The organism is Streptomyces sp. NPDC005752 (genome assembly GCF_040630715.1).
GTDB lineage: Bacteria > Actinomycetota > Actinomycetes > Streptomycetales > Streptomycetaceae > Streptomyces.
Genome location: NZ_JBEXYB010000010.1, coordinates 180943 through 197967 on the forward strand (window position 1 = coordinate 180943; position 17025 = coordinate 197967).

The 17025-nt window shown below is 70.0% G+C and carries 15 protein-coding genes and 1 tRNA gene; 8 read left to right on the forward strand and 8 right to left on the reverse strand.

All coding sequences use genetic code 11. From position 1 onward, the window contains the following. Positions 1-530: 530 nt before the first annotated feature. Positions 531-1265 carry a flavodoxin family protein gene (locus ABZ441_RS11320; protein WP_358971047.1) on the forward strand — a complete coding sequence of 245 codons (735 nt, stop codon included), beginning with the start codon at positions 531-533 and terminating at the stop codon, positions 1263-1265. A gap of 21 nt (positions 1266-1286) precedes the next feature. Further along, a complete protein-coding gene (locus tag ABZ441_RS11325) occupies positions 1287-2249 on the forward strand; it encodes a DUF5996 family protein (RefSeq protein ID WP_358971049.1) in 963 nt (320 codons plus the stop codon). Between the two features lie 258 nt (positions 2250-2507). On the opposite strand, the gene ABZ441_RS11330 is transcribed toward ABZ441_RS11325, so the two are convergent. From ABZ441_RS11330 to galU, 7 genes are all read right to left on the reverse strand, one after another. Further along, a tRNA-Ala gene (locus ABZ441_RS11330) sits at positions 2508-2581 on the reverse strand. Between the two features lie 86 nt (positions 2582-2667). Next, positions 2668-3822, reverse strand: coding sequence for a gephyrin-like molybdotransferase receptor GlpR (gene glpR, locus ABZ441_RS11335; RefSeq protein ID WP_358971051.1), 1155 nt, complete (start codon positions 3820-3822; stop codon positions 2668-2670). Between the two features lie 124 nt (positions 3823-3946). Next, on the reverse strand, positions 3947-4576 hold the full coding sequence (locus ABZ441_RS11340) for a GNAT family protein (protein WP_358971053.1): 630 nt from the start codon (positions 4574-4576) through the stop codon (positions 3947-3949). Between the two features lie 17 nt (positions 4577-4593). Further along, complete coding sequence (locus ABZ441_RS11345) at positions 4594-5118, reverse strand: MogA/MoaB family molybdenum cofactor biosynthesis protein (RefSeq protein WP_358971056.1); 525 nt, start codon at positions 5116-5118, stop codon at positions 4594-4596. Next, the gene (moaC, locus tag ABZ441_RS11350; protein ID WP_031098527.1) at positions 5115-5615 is read right to left on the reverse strand and encodes a cyclic pyranopterin monophosphate synthase MoaC; all 501 of its coding nucleotides are present in this window, start codon (positions 5613-5615) and stop codon (positions 5115-5117) included. Before moaC ends, ABZ441_RS11345 begins: the two co-directional genes overlap by 4 nt. 129 nt (positions 5616-5744) lie before the next feature. Next, a complete protein-coding gene (gene glp, locus ABZ441_RS11355; RefSeq protein WP_358971059.1) occupies positions 5745-7070 on the reverse strand; it encodes a gephyrin-like molybdotransferase Glp in 1326 nt (441 codons plus the stop codon). A 4-nt stretch (positions 7071-7074) separates the two neighbouring features. Continuing rightward, a complete protein-coding gene (gene galU, locus ABZ441_RS11360; RefSeq protein ID WP_358971061.1) occupies positions 7075-7977 on the reverse strand; it encodes a UTP--glucose-1-phosphate uridylyltransferase GalU in 903 nt (300 codons plus the stop codon). A 106-nt stretch (positions 7978-8083) separates the two neighbouring features. On the opposite strand from galU, the gene ABZ441_RS11365 reads away from it, so the two are divergent. After that, positions 8084-8686 carry a 5-formyltetrahydrofolate cyclo-ligase gene (locus ABZ441_RS11365; RefSeq protein WP_358971064.1) on the forward strand — a complete coding sequence of 201 codons (603 nt, stop codon included), beginning with the start codon at positions 8084-8086 and terminating at the stop codon, positions 8684-8686. On the opposite strand, the gene ABZ441_RS11370 is transcribed toward ABZ441_RS11365, so the two are convergent. Further along, on the reverse strand, positions 8673-11417 hold the full coding sequence (locus tag ABZ441_RS11370) for a penicillin acylase family protein (RefSeq protein WP_358971066.1): 2745 nt from the start codon (positions 11415-11417) through the stop codon (positions 8673-8675). The genes ABZ441_RS11365 and ABZ441_RS11370 overlap by 14 nt on opposite strands. 277 nt (positions 11418-11694) lie before the next feature. On the opposite strand from ABZ441_RS11370, the gene ABZ441_RS11375 reads away from it, so the two are divergent. The 5 genes from ABZ441_RS11375 to ABZ441_RS11395 all read left to right on the forward strand — a co-directional run bounded on the left by ABZ441_RS11375 (position 11695) and on the right by ABZ441_RS11395 (position 17016). Continuing rightward, positions 11695-13248 carry a potassium/proton antiporter gene (locus ABZ441_RS11375; RefSeq protein ID WP_358971068.1) on the forward strand — a complete coding sequence of 518 codons (1554 nt, stop codon included), beginning with the start codon at positions 11695-11697 and terminating at the stop codon, positions 13246-13248. Positions 13249-13556: 308 nt separating this feature from the next. Beyond that, entirely contained in the window at positions 13557-14837 is a 1281-nt protein-coding gene (locus ABZ441_RS11380; protein ID WP_358971146.1) for an MFS transporter, read from the forward strand. Between the two features lie 66 nt (positions 14838-14903). After that, positions 14904-15251: an FmdB family zinc ribbon protein gene (locus tag ABZ441_RS11385; RefSeq protein WP_358971070.1), complete on the forward strand. Its 348-nt coding sequence runs from the start codon at positions 14904-14906 to the stop codon at positions 15249-15251. An 88-nt stretch (positions 15252-15339) separates the two neighbouring features. Continuing rightward, a complete protein-coding gene (locus ABZ441_RS11390; RefSeq protein WP_358971073.1) occupies positions 15340-16188 on the forward strand; it encodes an S-methyl-5'-thioadenosine phosphorylase in 849 nt (282 codons plus the stop codon). Between the two features lie 261 nt (positions 16189-16449). Continuing rightward, positions 16450-17016 (forward strand): RcpC/CpaB family pilus assembly protein, encoded by a 567-nt coding sequence (locus ABZ441_RS11395; protein WP_358971075.1) that lies wholly within the window; start codon positions 16450-16452, stop codon positions 17014-17016. Positions 17017-17025 lie beyond the last annotated feature (9 nt).

Genomic DNA, 17025 nt, shown 5'->3' on the forward strand with positions numbered 1-17025 from the left:
CGGGACCACGTCTGCCGACGCGAATCCAAGGGTTGCGAGCCCGGCAGAACCGCCGGGAACCGCAACAGCGAGGAACACGAAGGGCGGGCCGGTACGGGCCTCCGTCATGCGGAAACGCTAATGGCAGTGATGGCGACGTGCTCAACAGAGAACCCGGATTGGAGCCATTGGGGTGCACGAGGACGTCCTCCCGTGGTTTGCCTCGGCGTTCTCGCCCTCCAGCGCGAGGAGTTGAACAAGCAGCGGAGGCCGGCGGGGAGGGCGGCGGCGGTCAGCCGGGCAGCGTTCGCGCCCATCCCCCGCGAGAGCAGGTCCGTCCCGGACGTCGAACGGGCGGCAGTGCGCCCTGCACGCCTCCTGCCCGCTGTGCGGGCTGCTGTGGCGGCCGCACGCGGACGGCCACATGATTGACGTTGCGCCTCCGTGGAGGAAGCAGAAAGTAACCAGCACCCCTCAAGGCCTGTCCCCACGGGGGTACTCAGCAGCGGCCCGACTCATGGAGGCCGCGCTCGACACCGGAAGGCCAGCCAATGGACCAGGCCGTGGAGAGAAACGGCGCGACGCCATCGTTCGACGGGCTGCGGGCGCTGTTCTTCAACACCACGCTCAAACGGTCGCCGGAGATCAGCAACACGGGCGGGCTGATCGACCGCAGTGTCAGCATCATGCGACAGCACGGAGTGGACGTCGAGACCGTACGGGCCGTCGACCACGACATCGCCACCGGAGTCTGGCCGGACATGACCGAACACGGCTGGGAGCGTGACGACTGGCCCCAGTTGTACGAGCGGGTGCTCGACGCGGACATCCTGGTGCTGTGCGGGCCGATCTGGCTCGGCGACAACAGCTCGGTGATGAAGCGGGTGATCGAGCGGCTGTACGGCTGCTCCAGCCTGCTCAACGATGAGGGGCAGTACGCGTACTACGGACGGGTCGGCGGGTGCCTGATCACCGGCAACGAGGACGGTGTCAAGCACTGCGCCATGAACGTGCTGTACAGCCTCCAGCACCTCGGCTACACGATCCCGCCGCAGGCCGACGCCGGGTGGATCGGTGAGGCCGGCCCCGGCCCGTCCTATCTCGACCCTGGTTCGAGCGGACCCGACAACGACTTCACCAACCGCAACACCACCTTCATGACCTACAACCTGCTGCACCTGGCGGCGATGCTGCGTACAGCCGGCGGCATCCCGGCGTACGGCAACCGGCGCAGCGAGTGGGACGCGGGCTGCCGTCCCGGCTTCAGCAACCCCGAGCACCGATAGCCCCCTCTGGAGGAAGACGCCGTGAGTACGCACCACTCCCCCACCCGGCCGGCGGCGTCGGGGCGTGCCGCATGGCCGTCACTGCGGGTCGCCGACTGGACCGCGACGCGGGACACACTGCATATGTGGACACAGATCGTGGGCAAGCTCCGGCTGGCTCACGCGCCCCTGCTCAACCACTGGTGGCAGGTCACTCTGTACGTCACCCCCAGAGGGCTGACCACCGGGCCGGTCCCCTACCGCAGCGGCATGTTCGACGCGGAGTTCGACTTCGTCGACCACCAGCTGCGGATCCGCAGCAGCGACGGCGCCGACCGCAGTGTGGCCCTGGCACCCAAGTCGGTGGCCGCCTTCTACGCCGAGACCATGGAGGCGCTGGATGCGCTCGGCATCGGCGCGGACTTCCAGAGGCGTCCGAACGAAGTGGACCCCTCGATCCCGTTCGCGGAAGACGAGCAGCACTCCGCCTACGACGCAGAGGCGGCGCATCTGTTCTGGCGGCAGCTGCTCCAGGCGGACCGGGTCATGGGCCAGTTCCGGGCGCACTTCACGGGCAAGGCCAGCCCGGTGCACTTCTTCTGGGGCGCGATGGACCTCGCCTGCACCCGCTTCTCCGGCCGCTCCGCTCCCCCGCATCCAGGCGGCGCCCCGAACTGCGGCGACTGGGTGATGGTCGAGGGCTACTCCCGCGAACTGTCCAGCTGCGGCTTCTGGCCGGGCGGCGGGGAGGAAGGCGCGTTCTACTCCTACGCCTACCCCGAACCAGAAGGCTTCGCAGACCATCCCGTGGGACCGGAGGGCGCCTACTACAGCACGGAGAACGGCCAGTTCCTGCTCCCGTACGAGACCGTGCGCACCGCCCCCGACCCCGACCGCGCGCTGACGGAGTTCCTGCAGACCACCTACGAGGCCGCCGCCGAACACGGCGGTTGGGAACGGGAACAGTTGGAAGACGACCCACGCCGGTGGAGACAGACACCATGAGCTGATCCCATCGTGAACCGTGCTTGTCAGGCCGACTGCCTGGGCCGCGTTCGTGGAGCTCAGCGCAAACATCCAGCGATGGAGCAGGCCCTCTCATGGCTCGTTGCCCGCCGAAGGTGAACATGGCGCCGAGGTGCCGACACCGTCGGCGACCGCGTACAGGTGAAGTCCGCCCTCGCAGCCGGCACGCAGGGCCTCGAACGACGAGATCCCGGTCAGACGGTGACCGTCTGACCGGGATCTCGTGTGTGCAGTATGTGGACCTGTGGGGATTTGAACCCCAGACCCCCTCGATGCGAACGAGGTGCGCTACCAGACTGCGCCACAGGCCCTTGCAACGAGTGAAACTCTAGCACCCTCATCGGGGTGCTCGGAAATCCGTATCCCGGCAGGTCACCGAGTCGGGTTCACCGTCGGCTCACTCGTTGGCCGCGCGCGGCCGGTCCTCGTCGTCGTACTGGTCGAAGAGGGGCGTCCGACCGCGGTCACGGGTGCGCCTGGTCGGGTTGCCGCGGCGGCGCGGAGCCGGACCGGCATCGCGTGTGTCGGAGTCCTGGGTGTCATGGGTGCCCGTCCGGGTGGGCTCGGCCGGGCTGGAGCGGGCCGCGCTCCAGGTCTCCGGGTCGCCGACCTCGACCCCGCCCGACACACGCGGGGCGACGGGGGCGGTGACGTACGTCGGCAACGGAACCGGTACCGGCTCCCAGCTGTCGCCCTGGGCCGGTCCGCGTTCGCGCTGCTGGTCGACCCACTCGGCGTGGTCCGTCTGCTCGACGAGGGCGCGGCGGCCCGCCTCCTGCGGCGAGACCGTGGGAGCCGGCGCGGACGCCCCTCCGGGCTCCTCGTCGGGCTCGGCGGGAGCCGAGGACGGGGCCTGGTGTCTGCGCGGGCGGTTCTCGCGAAGCTGCTGTGCGGCGACCTCGGCCCGGCGCCGGTCCATGGTGAAGACGAACCGGCGCCGCTCCTGACCACGCAGATGCACGATGTACGTGCTCAGCAGCAGGGCGGGAACGGCCGGTGCCCACAGGAAGCGGAGTCCGCCCACCGCCGCGACGACCGCGCCGAGGGTGAACGCCATGAAGAGGACCGTGGTGGTACGACGCCGGCGCGCCAGGACCTGCGACCGCCGTCGGCGCTCCCGCTCGGACTCCGCACCGGAAGGGCGCCTGGCGGGCGCGGGGCGGGAGGGCCGGTCGTGTGGGCGTCCCGTCCCCTCCGGCCGGACGGGCGCCGGGTCGCGCAGGCGCACTTCGGTATGTGCCGGGGGCGCGGAAAACGCCCGGACGTCGGCGGACTCGATTCGGTCCGTCCCGACATCCGGGTCCACGTCGTCAGGCGCCTCCTCGGCATCCCGCTCCCGCAGCTCCCTGGCGTAACGGCGCTCCATGGCCGCCCGTCCGGACAGCAACCGGATGGCGGTGCTGAAGCGTTCCGTCGGACGGGCTTCGTTGAGCTCGTCCTGCCTGCGGAGCCACATCGGCACCAAGTAGGCGGCCCAAGCCCCGACGATGACTGCGTAGATGAGGCCGCTGCTGCTCACGTTCACACCGTAGAGGGGATTGCACGGCGGCATCCGCCAATTGGCCCGGTGTGTCGCACGATCAGGCTGATATGACGGACTTTTTTTGCGATTTCTCGGGCCAGAGGTCGTCGAAAGTGAGGCTGATTACGCTCAGAGACCGATCAAATTCGAACACTTATTTTATTTCCCCGGGCATACGCGGTGTCCCCGGCGTCCCCGGCCGCACCCTGCGCCAACGCCGCAGCAGCCCGTCAGGCACTTCCTCCGCGGTGAGGGCGAAGATCAGGTGGTCCCGCCACGCACCGTCAATGTGGAGATAGCGTGGACGCAGGCCTTCCGCACGGAATCCGAGTTTCTCCACGACCCTTCGGCTGGGGGCGTTCTCGGGCCGAATGCACACCTCGATCCGGTGCAGTCCGACGTTGCGGAAACAGTGGTCGACGGCGAGTGCCACCGCCGTCGGCATCACGCCGCGGCCGGCCACACCCCGGTCGACCCAGTAACCCACGTGGCCCGAGCACATCGAGCCCCAGGTGATGCCGGCCACCGTCAACTGGCCGACGAGGCGCCCCTCGTACTCGATGGCGAAGGGCAGCATCCGGCCGGCGTTCGCCTCGGCCCGCAGGTGGCGGACCATCTGACGGTACGTGGGGCGCCGGGCCACCGGGCCACCCGGAGCGGGCGGCGGCACGGTCGCCTCCCAGGGGCGCAGCCAGTCACGGTTACGCCGGTTGACCTCGCGCCACATGCTCTGGTCACGCAGCTTTATCGGGCGGAGGGTGACGGTGCCGTCGGTCAGGATCACCGGCCAGGTCCGGACGTTCAGCTCGGGCTCCCCGGTCGGGGGTGGTCGCCGCCGCGCAACTGGTCGACGGCGTGCACCAGAAGCCTGCTCAGGACCGCGAGACCGTCGCGCACGCCGCCGGTCGAGCCGGGCAGGTTCACGACGAGGGTACGGCCCGCGATGCCCGCGAGGCCGCGGGAGAGCGCGGCGGTGGGGACCTTGTCACGGCCCTCGGCACGGATCGCCTCGGCGATGCCCGGGATCTCACGGTCGAGCACACGCCGGGTGGCCTCGGGCGTGGCGTCGGTGGGCGAGATGCCCGTACCGCCGGTGGTGACGATCACGTCGTAGCCCGCGGCGGCTCCGGCCCGGAGGGCCGCCTCCACCGGATCACCGTCGGGCACGATCTGCGGGCCCTCGACGGTGAATCCGAGAGCCGTGAGGGCCTCGGCGATGAGGGGGCCGCCCTTGTCGGCGTAGACACCCGCGGAAGCACGGTTCGAGGCGGTCACCACTAGGGCCCGGTATCCGCCGGTGGCGAGGGGGCTGTTGGGGGCGGTCATGCGTCCGCCCCCTCCGGTGCGGGGCGCCGGTAGTCGCCGGACTTGCCGCCCGACTTCGCCTCGACCCGGACGTCCGTGATCACCGCGCTCTTGTCGACCGCCTTGATCATGTCGATCACCGTGAGCGCGGCGACCGAGACGGCGGTCAGGGCCTCCATCTCGACACCCGTACGGTCCGTGGTCTTCACGGTCGCCAGGATCTCCACCGCGTCGTCGGCGACGCTCAGGTCGACCTTCACGCCGGAGACGGCGAGCGGGTGGCACAGCGGGATCAGGTCGGGGGTGCGCTTGGCCCCCATGATTCCGGCGATGCGCGCGGTGGCGAGCGCATCGCCCTTGGGGACGCCCTCGCCCCTGAGGAGTTCGACGACACGCGGTGACACGAGGACCCGGCCGCTGGCCCGGGCGACACGTGCCGTGACGTCCTTCTCCGACACGTCGACCATGCGGGCGGCACCCGCCTCGTCGATGTGCGTCAGCCTGTTCTGCGTACTCAACTCACTCCGCCTAGCGGTAGGGCGCCGGTTGCCCGCCCGTCCCGTGCGCCGAGGCGCGGGCCGAGGGGTCCGGGGGGCTTCCCCCCGGTAAGGCACAGCGCCAGACACCGTACCGCCACAGCGCCGAAGTCAGCGGAGGAGGATCACCTCGGCCTCCGTGCCGGGTTCGGCGGAGGTGACGTCCTCGGGCAGCACGATGAGCGCGTCCGCCTGGGCGAGGGCGGCGATCAGATGCGAGCCGGGGCCCCCGACGGGAGTCACGGTGCCCGCCTCCGCGTCGTAGGTCCCGCGCAGGAACTGGCGTTTGCCGGACGGCGAGGTGAGCGGCACGTCGGTGCTGAGGGTGGCCCGCACCTTCGGGCGGTGGACGTCCTCGAGGCCCATCAGTGTGAGGATCGCCGGCCGGACGAACAGCTCGAAGGAGACGTACGAGGAGACCGGATTGCCGGGCAGTGCCAGCAGCGGTGTGTGGTCGGGGCCGATCGAACCGAAGCCCTGCGGCTTGCCCGGCTGCATGGCGAGCTTGCGGAAGTCGACGCCGCTGTCGGCCTCGTCCCCACCGGCAGGGTGCACGGACGTGACCGAGGACAGCGCCTCCTTGACCACGTCGTACGCGCCGACACTCACGCCGCCCGTGGTGACGACGATGTCGGCGCGGATCAGCTGGTCCTCGATCGTGGCCCGCAGCGTCTCCGCGTCGTCGGCGACCGCAGGGACGCGGTAGGCGATGGCGCCCGCGTCCCGGGCGGCCGCCGTCAGCGCGAAGCTGTTGGAGTCGTAGATCCGGCCGCCGGTCAGCTCCTCGCCCGGCTGCGCGAGCTCGCTGCCGGTGGAGAGCACCACGACGCGAGGGCGGGGCCGCACCTTCACCGTCGAGCGGCCGATCGCGGCGAGCAGCCCGATCTGCGGCGGACCGACGACGGAACCCGCGCGCAGGGCCAGGTCGCCGGGCCGTACGTCGCTCCCCTTGGCCCGTACATGGGCACGGGCCTTCACGGAGCGGTGGACGCGGACCTCGCCGCTCGCCCCCTCCGGAGCGTCGCTGTGGGCCCGCATGGTGTCGGCCGGGCCACCGCCCGTACCGCCGTCGGTCCACTCGACCGGGACGACTGCCTCGGCACCGGCGGGCAGCGGAGCACCGGTCATGATGCGGGCGGCCTCGCCCGGTCCGACGGACCGGCCGTCGGCCAGGCCCGTGTCACCCGCCGCGACGTCGCCGACGACGGTGAGGACGGCGGGGAAGTCCTCGCTCGCGCCCTCCACATCGGAGATCCGGACGGCGTATCCGTCCATCGAACTGTTGTCGAAGGGCGGCAGCGCGACCTCCACCACGACGTCCTCGACCAGGACACAGCCCTGGGCGTCCGGCAGTTGCAGCTCGATGGGATCGAGCGGCTTCACCGCGGCGAGGATGTCGTCCAGGTGCTCGTCCACCGACCAGATCGTGCTGCTCAAGCTGTTACAACTCCTCGGTGACGTAACTGCGCAGCCAGGTCCGGAAGTCCGGGCCCAGGTCCTCACGTTCGCACGCGAGTCTGACAATGGCACGCAGATAGTCGCCCCGGTCGCCGGTGTCGTAGCGGCGGCCCTTGAAGACGACGCCGTGCACGGGGCCGCCGATCTTCTCGTCCTCGGCCAGCAGTTGGAGTGCGTCGGTGAGCTGGATCTCGCCGCCACGGCCCGGTTCGGTGTGGCGCAGTATGCCGAAGATCGCAGGGTCCAGCACATAGCGGCCGATCACGGCGAGGTTGCTGGGGGCGTCGGCCCTGTCAGGCTTCTCCACCAGACCCGTGACCCGTACGACGTCGCCGTCGCCGGTGGGCTCGGTGGCCGCGCAGCCGTACATGTGGATCTGCGCGGGATCGACCTCCATCAGCGCGACGACACTGCCGCCCTCGCGCTCCTGGATCTCGACCATCCGGGCGAGGAGGGGGTCGCGCGGGTCGATGAGGTCGTCGCCGAGGAGCACGGCGAAGGGCTGGTCGCCGACGTGCGGCGCGGCGCAGAGGACGGCGTGGCCGAGGCCGCGCGGGTCGCCCTGGCGTACGTAGTGCATGGTGGCCAGGTCGCTGGACTCCTGGACCCTCAGGAGCCGTTCGGCGTCTCCCTTGCGGGTCAGCGCGGACTCGAGCTCGTAGTTCCGGTCGAAGTGGTCCTCGAGGGGACGCTTGTTCCGGCCGGTGATCATCAGTACGTCGGAGAGGCCGGCTCCGACGGCCTCCTCGACGACATACTGGATGGCGGGCTTGTCGACGACAGGCAGCATCTCTTTGGGAGTGGCCTTGGTGGCCGGCAGGAATCGGGTGCCGAGACCTGCAGCTGGGATGACAGCTTTGCTGATCCTGGGGTGCGACTGAGTCATGCGCAGAACTCTAACCGGTGCGAATGGGCGGAAGATGAGCGTCCGGTTAACTTTCTTCTCATACATCCACATAAACGAACTATGTGAGCACCCGTTGAACCATGACATGTCCGAAAAAGCGATACTGCGCGGCGAGCTTCTCGCCGCACGGCGCCTTCTCACCTCGGAGGACGTCAGGAGGACCGCCGCGGTTCTCGCCTGGGCCGCCTCGGCCGTTCCCGAGCTCGCCGCCGCCCGAACCGTGGCGGCCTATGTGTCCGTGGGCCGCGAACCGGGGACCCACGCGCTCCTGGACACCCTGCGCGCACGGGGCGTACGGGTGCTGCTGCCGGTGCTCATGGCGGACAACGACCTGGACTGGGCCGTGTTCGAGGGGGCTGAGCATCTCGTGCCCGCGGGACGCGGTCTGCTGGAGCCCCACGGCGAGCGCCTCGGGCCGCAGGCGGTGCTGGACGCGGACGTGGTCCTGCTGCCGGGGCTGGCCGTGGACGAGCGCGGGATGCGGCTGGGGCGTGGCGGTGGCAGCTACGACCGGGTGCTGGCCCGGCTCGCGTCCGCCGGGGCGCATCCCGCCCTGATGGTCCTGCTGTACGACGACGAGGTGGTCGCGCGGGTTCCCGAGGAACCGCACGACCACCCCGTGGATGCCGTGGTCACGCCCGCCGGAGCGCGGCGCTTCCGCCCGGGGACGACGCCTAGGGTTTCCTGAGTGTCAGGGAGTCGACCGTGGACCGCTTCACCGCGTCCGGCCCGAAGGACCAGTCGAGCAGCTCGCCCTCGACCCACTTGTCGGTCTGATCGGTGTAGTGCGCGTTGAACGCGTGCCCGGAGGAGCCGGTGAGGTTGATCCAGCGGGACTTGTCCCAGTCGCCCACGTTGACGACCATCCGCATCGACGGGACCCAGATGACCTCGTAGCCGCCCGCCGCGTTCCAGCCGGTGGCGTTGACCGCCGCCTCGCCGCCGCCGAGGTCCCACGGACCTCGGTTGAGGGCCCGCTGCAGCAGGCCGGGGCCTTCGGTTCCGAGCGTCTGGTTGCGCAGGGTCAGCTGGTGCAGCCGGCCCCAGTTCCAGGTGCTCATGTCCTTGCCGAGCTTGGCCGTCAGCTCCCAGCGCGCGTCCTTCATGGCGCGGGCGAAGAGTTCGTCGCGGCTGTCGACGGCGGCTTCGCGCCCCTTGGCGGGAACCTTCCACCACTCGTTGTCCTGGTCGTCCAGGATGCTCTCGACGACCTCGTACCAGCGGTCGCCGCCGTCCGGCTGCGCCGCTTCCGGGGCACGTTGGCCGCATTCGCGTACGAGCTTGTCCTGCTCGTCGACCGGTCCGGTGCCGGTGACCGGCTCCACGTAGATGCAGTCGCCCTTGGCCCGCATCTCCTTGGGGAGCTTGTCGCCGAAGGCCAGTATGAGGATGTTGCGCCAGACACCGTTGAAGTAGGCGGCGGCGGCCGAGTCGGACTCCTGGGTGTAGTCCCAGCCCTCCAGCAGCTTCTGCGCCTCACGCACGTACTTGTCGGAGATGCCGACCTTCTTGAGTTCCGGCACCAGCTTCGCGGCGATCGCGCTCTGGTTGTCCATCTGCATCGTCTGCATGTCGTCGGTCGAGATCTTCTCGCCGCCGTCGATCTTCTTCTGGATCAGGTCGTTGATCCGCTGGCTGCGGGTGCCGTAACCCCAGTCCTGGGTGAGCATGTGCTCGTAGTCGTCACCGATGACGGCCTGGTTGGCGGTGACGATGTAGCCGCGGTCCGGGTTGTACTCGTACGGCAGTTCGTCGAACGGGACGGGTTCCTTCTCCCAGCCGTAGTCGGCGGACCAGCCCGGACTCGGTGTCGTGCCGTCGCCCTTGAGGCGGACCGGGATCTTGCCGGGCGCCTGGTAGCCGATGTTGCCCTTGGTGTCCGCGTAGATGAGGTTCTGCGACGGCACCTCGAAGTGCGAGGCCGCCTTGCGGAAGCTCGTGAAGTCCTTCGCACGGTTGAGCTCGAACACCGCGTCCATGGACTTGCCAGGGTCCAGCGCCGTCCACTTCAGGGAGACCCCGTAGCCGTCGCCGCGGTCGGGCGCGTTGGTGGTGACCGGTGCCTTCTTGCCGACCTTCGCGAGCTCGCCGCTGCGGTCGGACACCAGCGGACCGTTGTTGGTCTCGCGGACGGTGATCTTCCGGCTCCGGCCACCCGCGACCTTGATGGTCTCCTCACGGGCGATGAAGGGTTCGGTCCTGCCCTCGAACTGGTAGCCGTCGGCGGAGACCTTCTCCAGGAAGAGGTCGGTGACGTCGGCTCCGAGGTTCGTGAAGCCCCAGGCGACGTCCTGGTTGTGGCCGATGATCACACCGGGCATACCGGAGAACGTGTAGCCGGCCGTGTCGTACTGGCACGACTCCGAGAGCTGACGGCAGTGCAGCCCCATCTGGTACCAGAGCGAGGGGAGCTGCGGCGCCAGGTGCGGGTCGTTGGCGAGCAGCGGTTTACCGGTCGTCGTGTACGCGCCGGATACGACCCAGGAGTTGGATCCGATGCCGTTGCCGTTGGGGCCGAGCAGCGCCGGGATCTCGTCCAGGGTGTCGGAGAGCGCGGAGAGCTGGGTGTTCAGGCCCTCGGTCGCGCCCTCGGCGGTCTGGGAGCCGATGCCGTCCGACGGCTCTGCGGCAGGGTCGAACTTCCCGGTGACCGGGGAGATCCCGCCCTGCTCGACGATCGGCTTGTTCTTCTCGTACGGGTAGTCCGGGTAGAGCTCCGCGATCTGCTTCTTGCTGAGCCTGCTGGTCATCAGCGAGCGGTCGATCTCGTCCTGCATGTTCCCGCGCAGGTCCCAGGCCATCGCCTTCAGCCAGGCGACCGAGTCGACCGGGGTCCACTCGGTGGGCTTGTAGTCGTTGGTCAGGCCGAGCGCCGCGTACTCGACGGAGAGGTCCTTGCCGTCCTTGCCGTCCAGATACGCGTTCACCCCCTCCGCGTACGCCTGGAGGTTCTTCTTGGTGTCCTCGTCCAGGACGGTGTCGTACTCCTCCTGGGCGACCTTGCGCCAGCCCAGCGTGCGCAGGAAGGAGTCGGTCTCGACCTGGCCGGCTCCGAACATCTCGGAGAGGCGTCCGGACGTCATGTGACGGCGGACGTCCATCTCCCAGAAGCGGTCCTGGGCCTGGACGTATCCCTGGGCGCGGAAGAGGTCGCTGTCGGTGTCGGCGTAGATCTGCGGGATCCCGTAGTCGTCACGTCTGACGTCGACGTCGCCCGAAAGCCCCTCGAGGTCTATGGAGCCGGTGGTCTGCGGGTACGAGCCCCGGACCGTGGAGACGGACCAGTACGCGCCGTATCCGACACCCGCGACTAGCGCCAGCACCAGGACGATCACGAACAGGCGGGCGCGTCGCCCCTTCTTCCTGCCGGTCTTCTTCGCATCGGAAGACCCGGAAGGGGCGGTTGTGTTGGCGGGCATCGCTGTCCTTCGAGGGGCAGGGTGGTCCTGGGCGTGCTGGAGCAACCATAGGCGCCCCGCCGAAGCCACTCGGACGCGGTATGGGGATGCATCCATTTGCGCACCGGTTCGCACGAACACTCGAAGGCGTCAAGAAAACGTTAAAGATTAGGTAAGGTAACGAAGTACCGGCCGCCGGAGCACGATCCGGAAGGCGCACGCAGGGAAGGAACGGACCCTGACTGTCCACGCGCTCAACGAACTTCTGCTCGTCTGCTCACTCGTCCTGCTGGTCGCCGTGGCGGCCGTACGCATCTCGTCCCGCAGCGGGCTCCCCAGCCTGCTCCTGTACCTCGGCATCGGGATCGCCATGGGGCAGGACGGCATCTTCGACGTCAAGTTCGACAACGCCGAGCTGACCCAGGTGATCGGCTACGCCGCACTGGTCGTCATCCTGGCCGAGGGCGGTCTGGGCACGAAGTGGAAAGAAGTGAGACCCGCCCTGCCGGCGGCGGCCGTCCTGTCGACCGTCGGTGTGGGCATCAGCGTGGGCGTCACCGCGAGCGCGGCGCACTACCTCGTCGGCCTCGACTGGCGGCAGGCCCTGATCATCGGTGCGGTCGTCTCCTCCACCGACGCCGCGGCCGTCTTCTCCGTCCTGCGCAAAGTCCCCCTCCCCTCCCGGATCACCGGCGTCCTGGAGGCCGAATCCGGCTTCAACGACGCCCCCGTGGTCATCCTGGTGGTGGCGTTCTCCGCCGTCGGCCCCGTCGAGCACTGGTACGTACTCGTCGGCGAGATAGCCCTGGAACTGGCCATCGGCGCGGCGATCGGCCTCGCGGTGGGCTGGCTCGGCTCCTTCGGGATCCGCCATGTGGCGCTGCCCGCTTCCGGGCTCTACCCGATCGCCGTGATGGCCATCGCGGTCTCCGCCTACGCGGCCGGCGCCATGGCCCACGGAAGTGGCTTCCTGGCCGTCTACCTGGCCGCGATGGTCCTCGGCAACTCCAAGCTGCCGCACTGGCCCGCCACCCGGGGCTTCGCGGACGGACTCGGCTGGCTGGCGCAGATCGGCATGTTCGTCCTGCTCGGACTGCTGGTCACCCCGCACGACCTCGTCGACGACTTCTGGCCCGCCGTGGTCGTGGGACTGGTCCTCACGGCCGTGGCCCGGCCGCTGTCGGTCTTCATCAGCCTCGCGCCGTTCCGCCTTCCCAAACGCGAGAAGGCCCTGATGTCCTGGGCGGGGCTGCGCGGCGCCGTCCCCATCATCCTGGCGACCATTCCGATGGTGTCCGGGATCGAGGGCAGCACCCGCGTCTTCAACATCGTCTTCGTGCTCGTCATCGTCTACACGCTGATCCAGGGACCGACACTGCCCTGGCTCGCGAAGGCCCTGAAAATCTCGGACGACCCGTCCGAGACCGCGGACCTCGGCATCGAGTCGGCACCCCTGGAGCGGCTGCGCGGCCATCTGCTGTCCGTCGAGGTGCCCGGCAGGTCCAGGATGCACGGCGTGGAGGTGGCCGAACTCAGGCTGCCCGCCGGTGCGGCGGTCACCCTTGTGGTGCGGGAAGGAAAGAGCTTCGTCCCCGCGCCCTCGACCGTGCTGCGCCACGGGGACGAACTGCTGGTCGTCGCCACCGATCCGGTACGCGACGCCACGGAGGCACGGCTGCGCGCGGTCGGCGAGGGCGGCAAGCTGGCCGGCTGGCTGGGCACCGGCGGTGCGGGCAGACAGGCCAGCGGCCCGGCCGACCTGCCGCACCTGGCGAAGCTGGCCAGAAAGCTCGGCAGGGGCGGCGGGGACCGTACGGGAGACAGGACGGGCGGCACACGCACACCACACTGACCTGCGGCGGCGGCGCCGGGAGCTCAGGCGTCTGTGTGCGATCGCAGGTGTGCGGAGGCGTGGACCTGTAAGATGAAGGACCGGATCTCATGATCCACATGATTCGAACCTGATCGACCAACTCTGCCTGACGCAGAGCTGGCGCGACCGTATGGCGGTCGTGGCGCCTTCGCCTCTGGAGCGAGCGCCCGGCATCTACCGCAGTTCCGCGCGAAGAGGACAGCTCTCGGCAGTTCCCGCACGCTTCCCCGCACCCTGGTGCGGGCCGCTCCGGGAGCACGGCCACCAGGCGGCAGAAAGGCATGGCCGTGGCGTCCACGGTCTCCGACCGCCCCGGTTACGGGCAGTTGCTGCGCACCCCGGGTGCGTGGACCTTCCTCCTCCCGGGCTTCGCGGCCCGGCAGCCCTTCGCGATGCTGACCATCGGCATCGTGCTCCTGGTGCAGCACACCACCGGCTCGTACGGCAGTGCGGGTGCCGTGGCCGCCGTCTCCGGTGTCTCCATGGCGCTGTTCGCACCGCAGAGCGGGAGGCTCGCCGACCTGTTCGGCCAGCGCGCCGTGCTGCTGCCCGGCGTCCTGGTGCACGCGGCCTCCGTCGGCGCCCTCACGGCGCTCGCCCTGGCGGACGCGCCCCTGTGGGCGCTGTTCCTCGCGGCGGTGCCCACAGGGGCCTCCATTCCGCAGATCGGGCCGATGGTGCGGGCCCGCTGGGCCGCGCGTCTCGGCGCCGCCCCGGGGCGCCCGGCCTCCCCGCTGATGGACACGGCTGCCGCCTTCGAGTCCGTGACGGACGAATTCACCTTCGTGATCGGCCCCGTACTCGCGACGGCGCTCTGCACCGGAGTGCACCCGGCGGCCGGTCTGGTAGCCGAGGCGACGCTGACGCTGCTGGGCGGAGTCCTGTTCGCGGCCCAGCGTTCCACCCAGCCCGCCCCGCGCGGGGCCGCCACGGCGGCCGAGCCGCACCGCTCGGCGCTCTCCGTGGCCGGGGTGCGGGTCCTCGCGGTGACCTTCCTGGGCATCGGCGCCGTCTTCGGCGGTATGCAGGTCTCCTTGACGGCGTTCGCCGAGGAGATCGGCCGGCCCGGCGTGAACGGGCTGCTCTACGGGGTCTTCGCGGCCGGCAACATGCTCGCCGGTATCGCCTGCGGCGCCATCGCCTGGAAGAGCGGCCCGCGCCGCCGGCTGCTCGTCGGCTACGTGGCCCTGACGCTGACCGCGTCCGGGCTCTGGGCCGTGCACTCCGTACCGCTGCTGGCAGGGCTCGGACTCCTGGTGGGACTGTGCATCGCTCCCGTACTGATCAGCGGCTACACCCTGGTCGACACCCTGGTGCCGCCGTCCGCCAGGACCGAGGCCTTCACCTGGCTGACCGGGGCCGTGGCGCTCGGGCAGGCCGTGGCCGTCACGGTGGCCGGACAGCTCGCGGACGCCCGTGGCGCGAGCACCGGTTTCCTGGTCCCGCTGGCCGGTACGGCACTGGCGCTGGCGACCCTCCTGACCCTGCGGTCCCGGCTGACGCCACGGGCCGGGGGAAGGACCGTGGCACGTGGGATCGGTCACCGAGAGCCGGTCACGGTGGACTGAACGCTCGGAATAGGTCAGTATGGAGCGTCGTTAGCACTCATTGAGTGAGAGTGCCAGGAGGAGCAAGTGCCGACCTATCAGTACCAGTGCACCGAATGCGGCGAGGGCCTCGAAGCGGTGCAGAAGTTCACCGATGATGCCCTGACCGTGTGCCCGAACTGCGAGGGACGCCTCAAGAAGGTGTTCTCGGCCGTCGGCATCGTCTTCAAGGGATCCGGTTTCTACCGGAACGACAGCCGCGGCTCCTCGTCGAGCAGCGCGCCTGCGACGTCGTCGTCCACCAAGGCGTCGGACTCGTCCACCGGGTCGTCCCCGGCGAAGGCGGACGCGAAGGCCGACGCGAAGCCGGCTGCTTCGTCCACGGCCTCGTCCTCGGCTTCCTCCACGTCGTCGAGCGGTACGTCGGCGGTCTGAAGGCCGGGAACACACCACACGTTCGACAGGGACCCCGCTGATCCACTCGGCGGGGTCCCTGTCGTGCGCGCCCGGTTAGTGTGACCGCATGGTGAACGCAGAATCGGGTACAGCGGAAATCGGTGTCATCGGCGGATCGGGCTTCTACTCCTTCCTGGAGGACGTGACCGAGATCCAGGTGGACACCCCGTACGGGGCTCCGAGCGACTCCCTCTTCCTGGGTGAGATCGCCGGGCGCCGGGTGGCCTTCCTCCCCCGCCATGGACGTGGCCACCACCTCCCGCCGCACAGGATCAACTACCGCGCCAACCTCTGGGCCCTGCGTTCCGTCGGCGTACGCCAGGTGCTCGGCCCGTGCGCGGTCGGTGGGCTGCGCCCGGAGTACGGGCCGGGCACCCTGCTCGTACCGGACCAGATGGTCGACCGCACCAAAACCCGCACGCAGACGTTCTACGACGGGGAGCCCCTCGCGGACGGGACCGAGCCGAACGTCGTGCACCTCGCCTTCGCCGACCCGTACTGCCCCGAGGGACGCAGGGCCGCCCTGGCGGCGGCGCGCGGACGCGACTGGGAACCGGTGGACGGCGGGACCCTGGTGGTGGTCGAGGGCCCTCGCTTCTCGACCCGCGCGGAGTCGCGCTGGCACGCGGCGATGGGCTGGTCGGTAGTCGGGATGACCGGGCACCCGGAGGCCGTACTCGCCCGTGAACTGAACCTCTGCTACACGACACTGACGCTGGTGACGGACCTCGACGCGGGGGCGGAGGCCGGCGAGGGCGTGAGCCACGCGGAGGTGCTGGAGGTGTTCGCGGCCAATGTGGACCGGCTGCGGTCGGTGCTCTTCGACGCGGTGGCCGCTCTGCCGAAGGGCGAGGACCGCGACTGCGTCTGCGCGCACGCACTGGACGGGATCGACACGGGGATCGAACTGCCGTAGGGCATCGGGCTCCTGCGGGGGTGACCGGGTTTTCCACATCGTGTGGGCTGTCCACAGGGCCGAGCGGTACTTCGGCGGAGGGTGGATCGTGAGGGGAGTTCGGCGGGGATTCCCGCGGGACTCCCCTCACGCATTCCTCTGGCATCTCCTCGTGCCTTCTTCGCGCGTTCGTCGTGCCTGTTCGCGCGTTCGTCGTGCCGCGTCAGCGCGATCCCCATGGATGTCCTCGGCAGATTTCCCTCACGGCAGGTGGTGTTGGCCATGTTCCCCTCGGTGCCCGATACACGTCCCGCGCCACCCGCACCGTGCGGGGTCCCGTCCTTCGGGCCCCTGCGGGTGCGGGGTGGCGGCGGGCGGCGACTCCGGCGGGCGCTGCGTGGACAGCGGCGGGCGCTGGCCGCGGGGTTCGCGCTGACTTCCGCCGTGCTCGCCGCGTCGGGGCTGGGCGGCGCGAGAGAAGCGGCCACAGTCCCCGGAGACACGCCACCGGGGAACGAACGGCCGGCCGGGCAGCTGGTGTCCGCTCCGGTCCGGATCGCCGACGCGGCGACGGTCGGGCTCCTGCGGCCGGGTGATCGTGTCGATGTGATCGCCGCGATCGACGGAGACACCGAGGCCCGGGTGGTGGCGCGCGATGTCCGGGTCGCGGAGGTCCCGCGCGGTTCGGGCGGCGGGGACGCGGCGTTCCCGGAGGCAGGGGGCGGGGCGGGCCCGGAGGGCGGCGCCCTGGTGGTCCTGTCCGTGGAGAGGGACACAGCGGCGGACCTTGCGGGTGCCGGAGCATCGGGACGGCTCGCGGTGGCGGTGGCACATGCCGAAGAGAACTGACTTGACGTC

Coding starts and splice junctions, on each gene's coding strand:
- ABZ441_RS11370 (WP_358971066.1), bottom strand. CDS start 11,417: ATGCCCGCCAACACAACCGCCCCTTCCGGGTCTTCCGATGCGAAGAAG.
- ABZ441_RS11390 (WP_358971073.1), top strand. CDS start 15,340: ATGGTGAACGCAGAATCGGGTACAGCGGAAATCGGTGTCATCGGCGGA.
- ABZ441_RS11320 (WP_358971047.1), top strand. CDS start 531: ATGGACCAGGCCGTGGAGAGAAACGGCGCGACGCCATCGTTCGACGGG.
- galU (WP_358971061.1), bottom strand. CDS start 7,977: ATGACTCAGTCGCACCCCAGGATCAGCAAAGCTGTCATCCCAGCTGCA.
- glpR (WP_358971051.1), bottom strand. CDS start 3,822: ATGCCGCCGTGCAATCCCCTCTACGGTGTGAACGTGAGCAGCAGCGGC.
- ABZ441_RS11365 (WP_358971064.1), top strand. CDS start 8,084: ATGTCCGAAAAAGCGATACTGCGCGGCGAGCTTCTCGCCGCACGGCGC.
- ABZ441_RS11345 (WP_358971056.1), bottom strand. CDS start 5,118: ATGACCGCCCCCAACAGCCCCCTCGCCACCGGCGGATACCGGGCCCTA.
- ABZ441_RS11395 (WP_358971075.1), top strand. CDS start 16,450: ATGTTCCCCTCGGTGCCCGATACACGTCCCGCGCCACCCGCACCGTGC.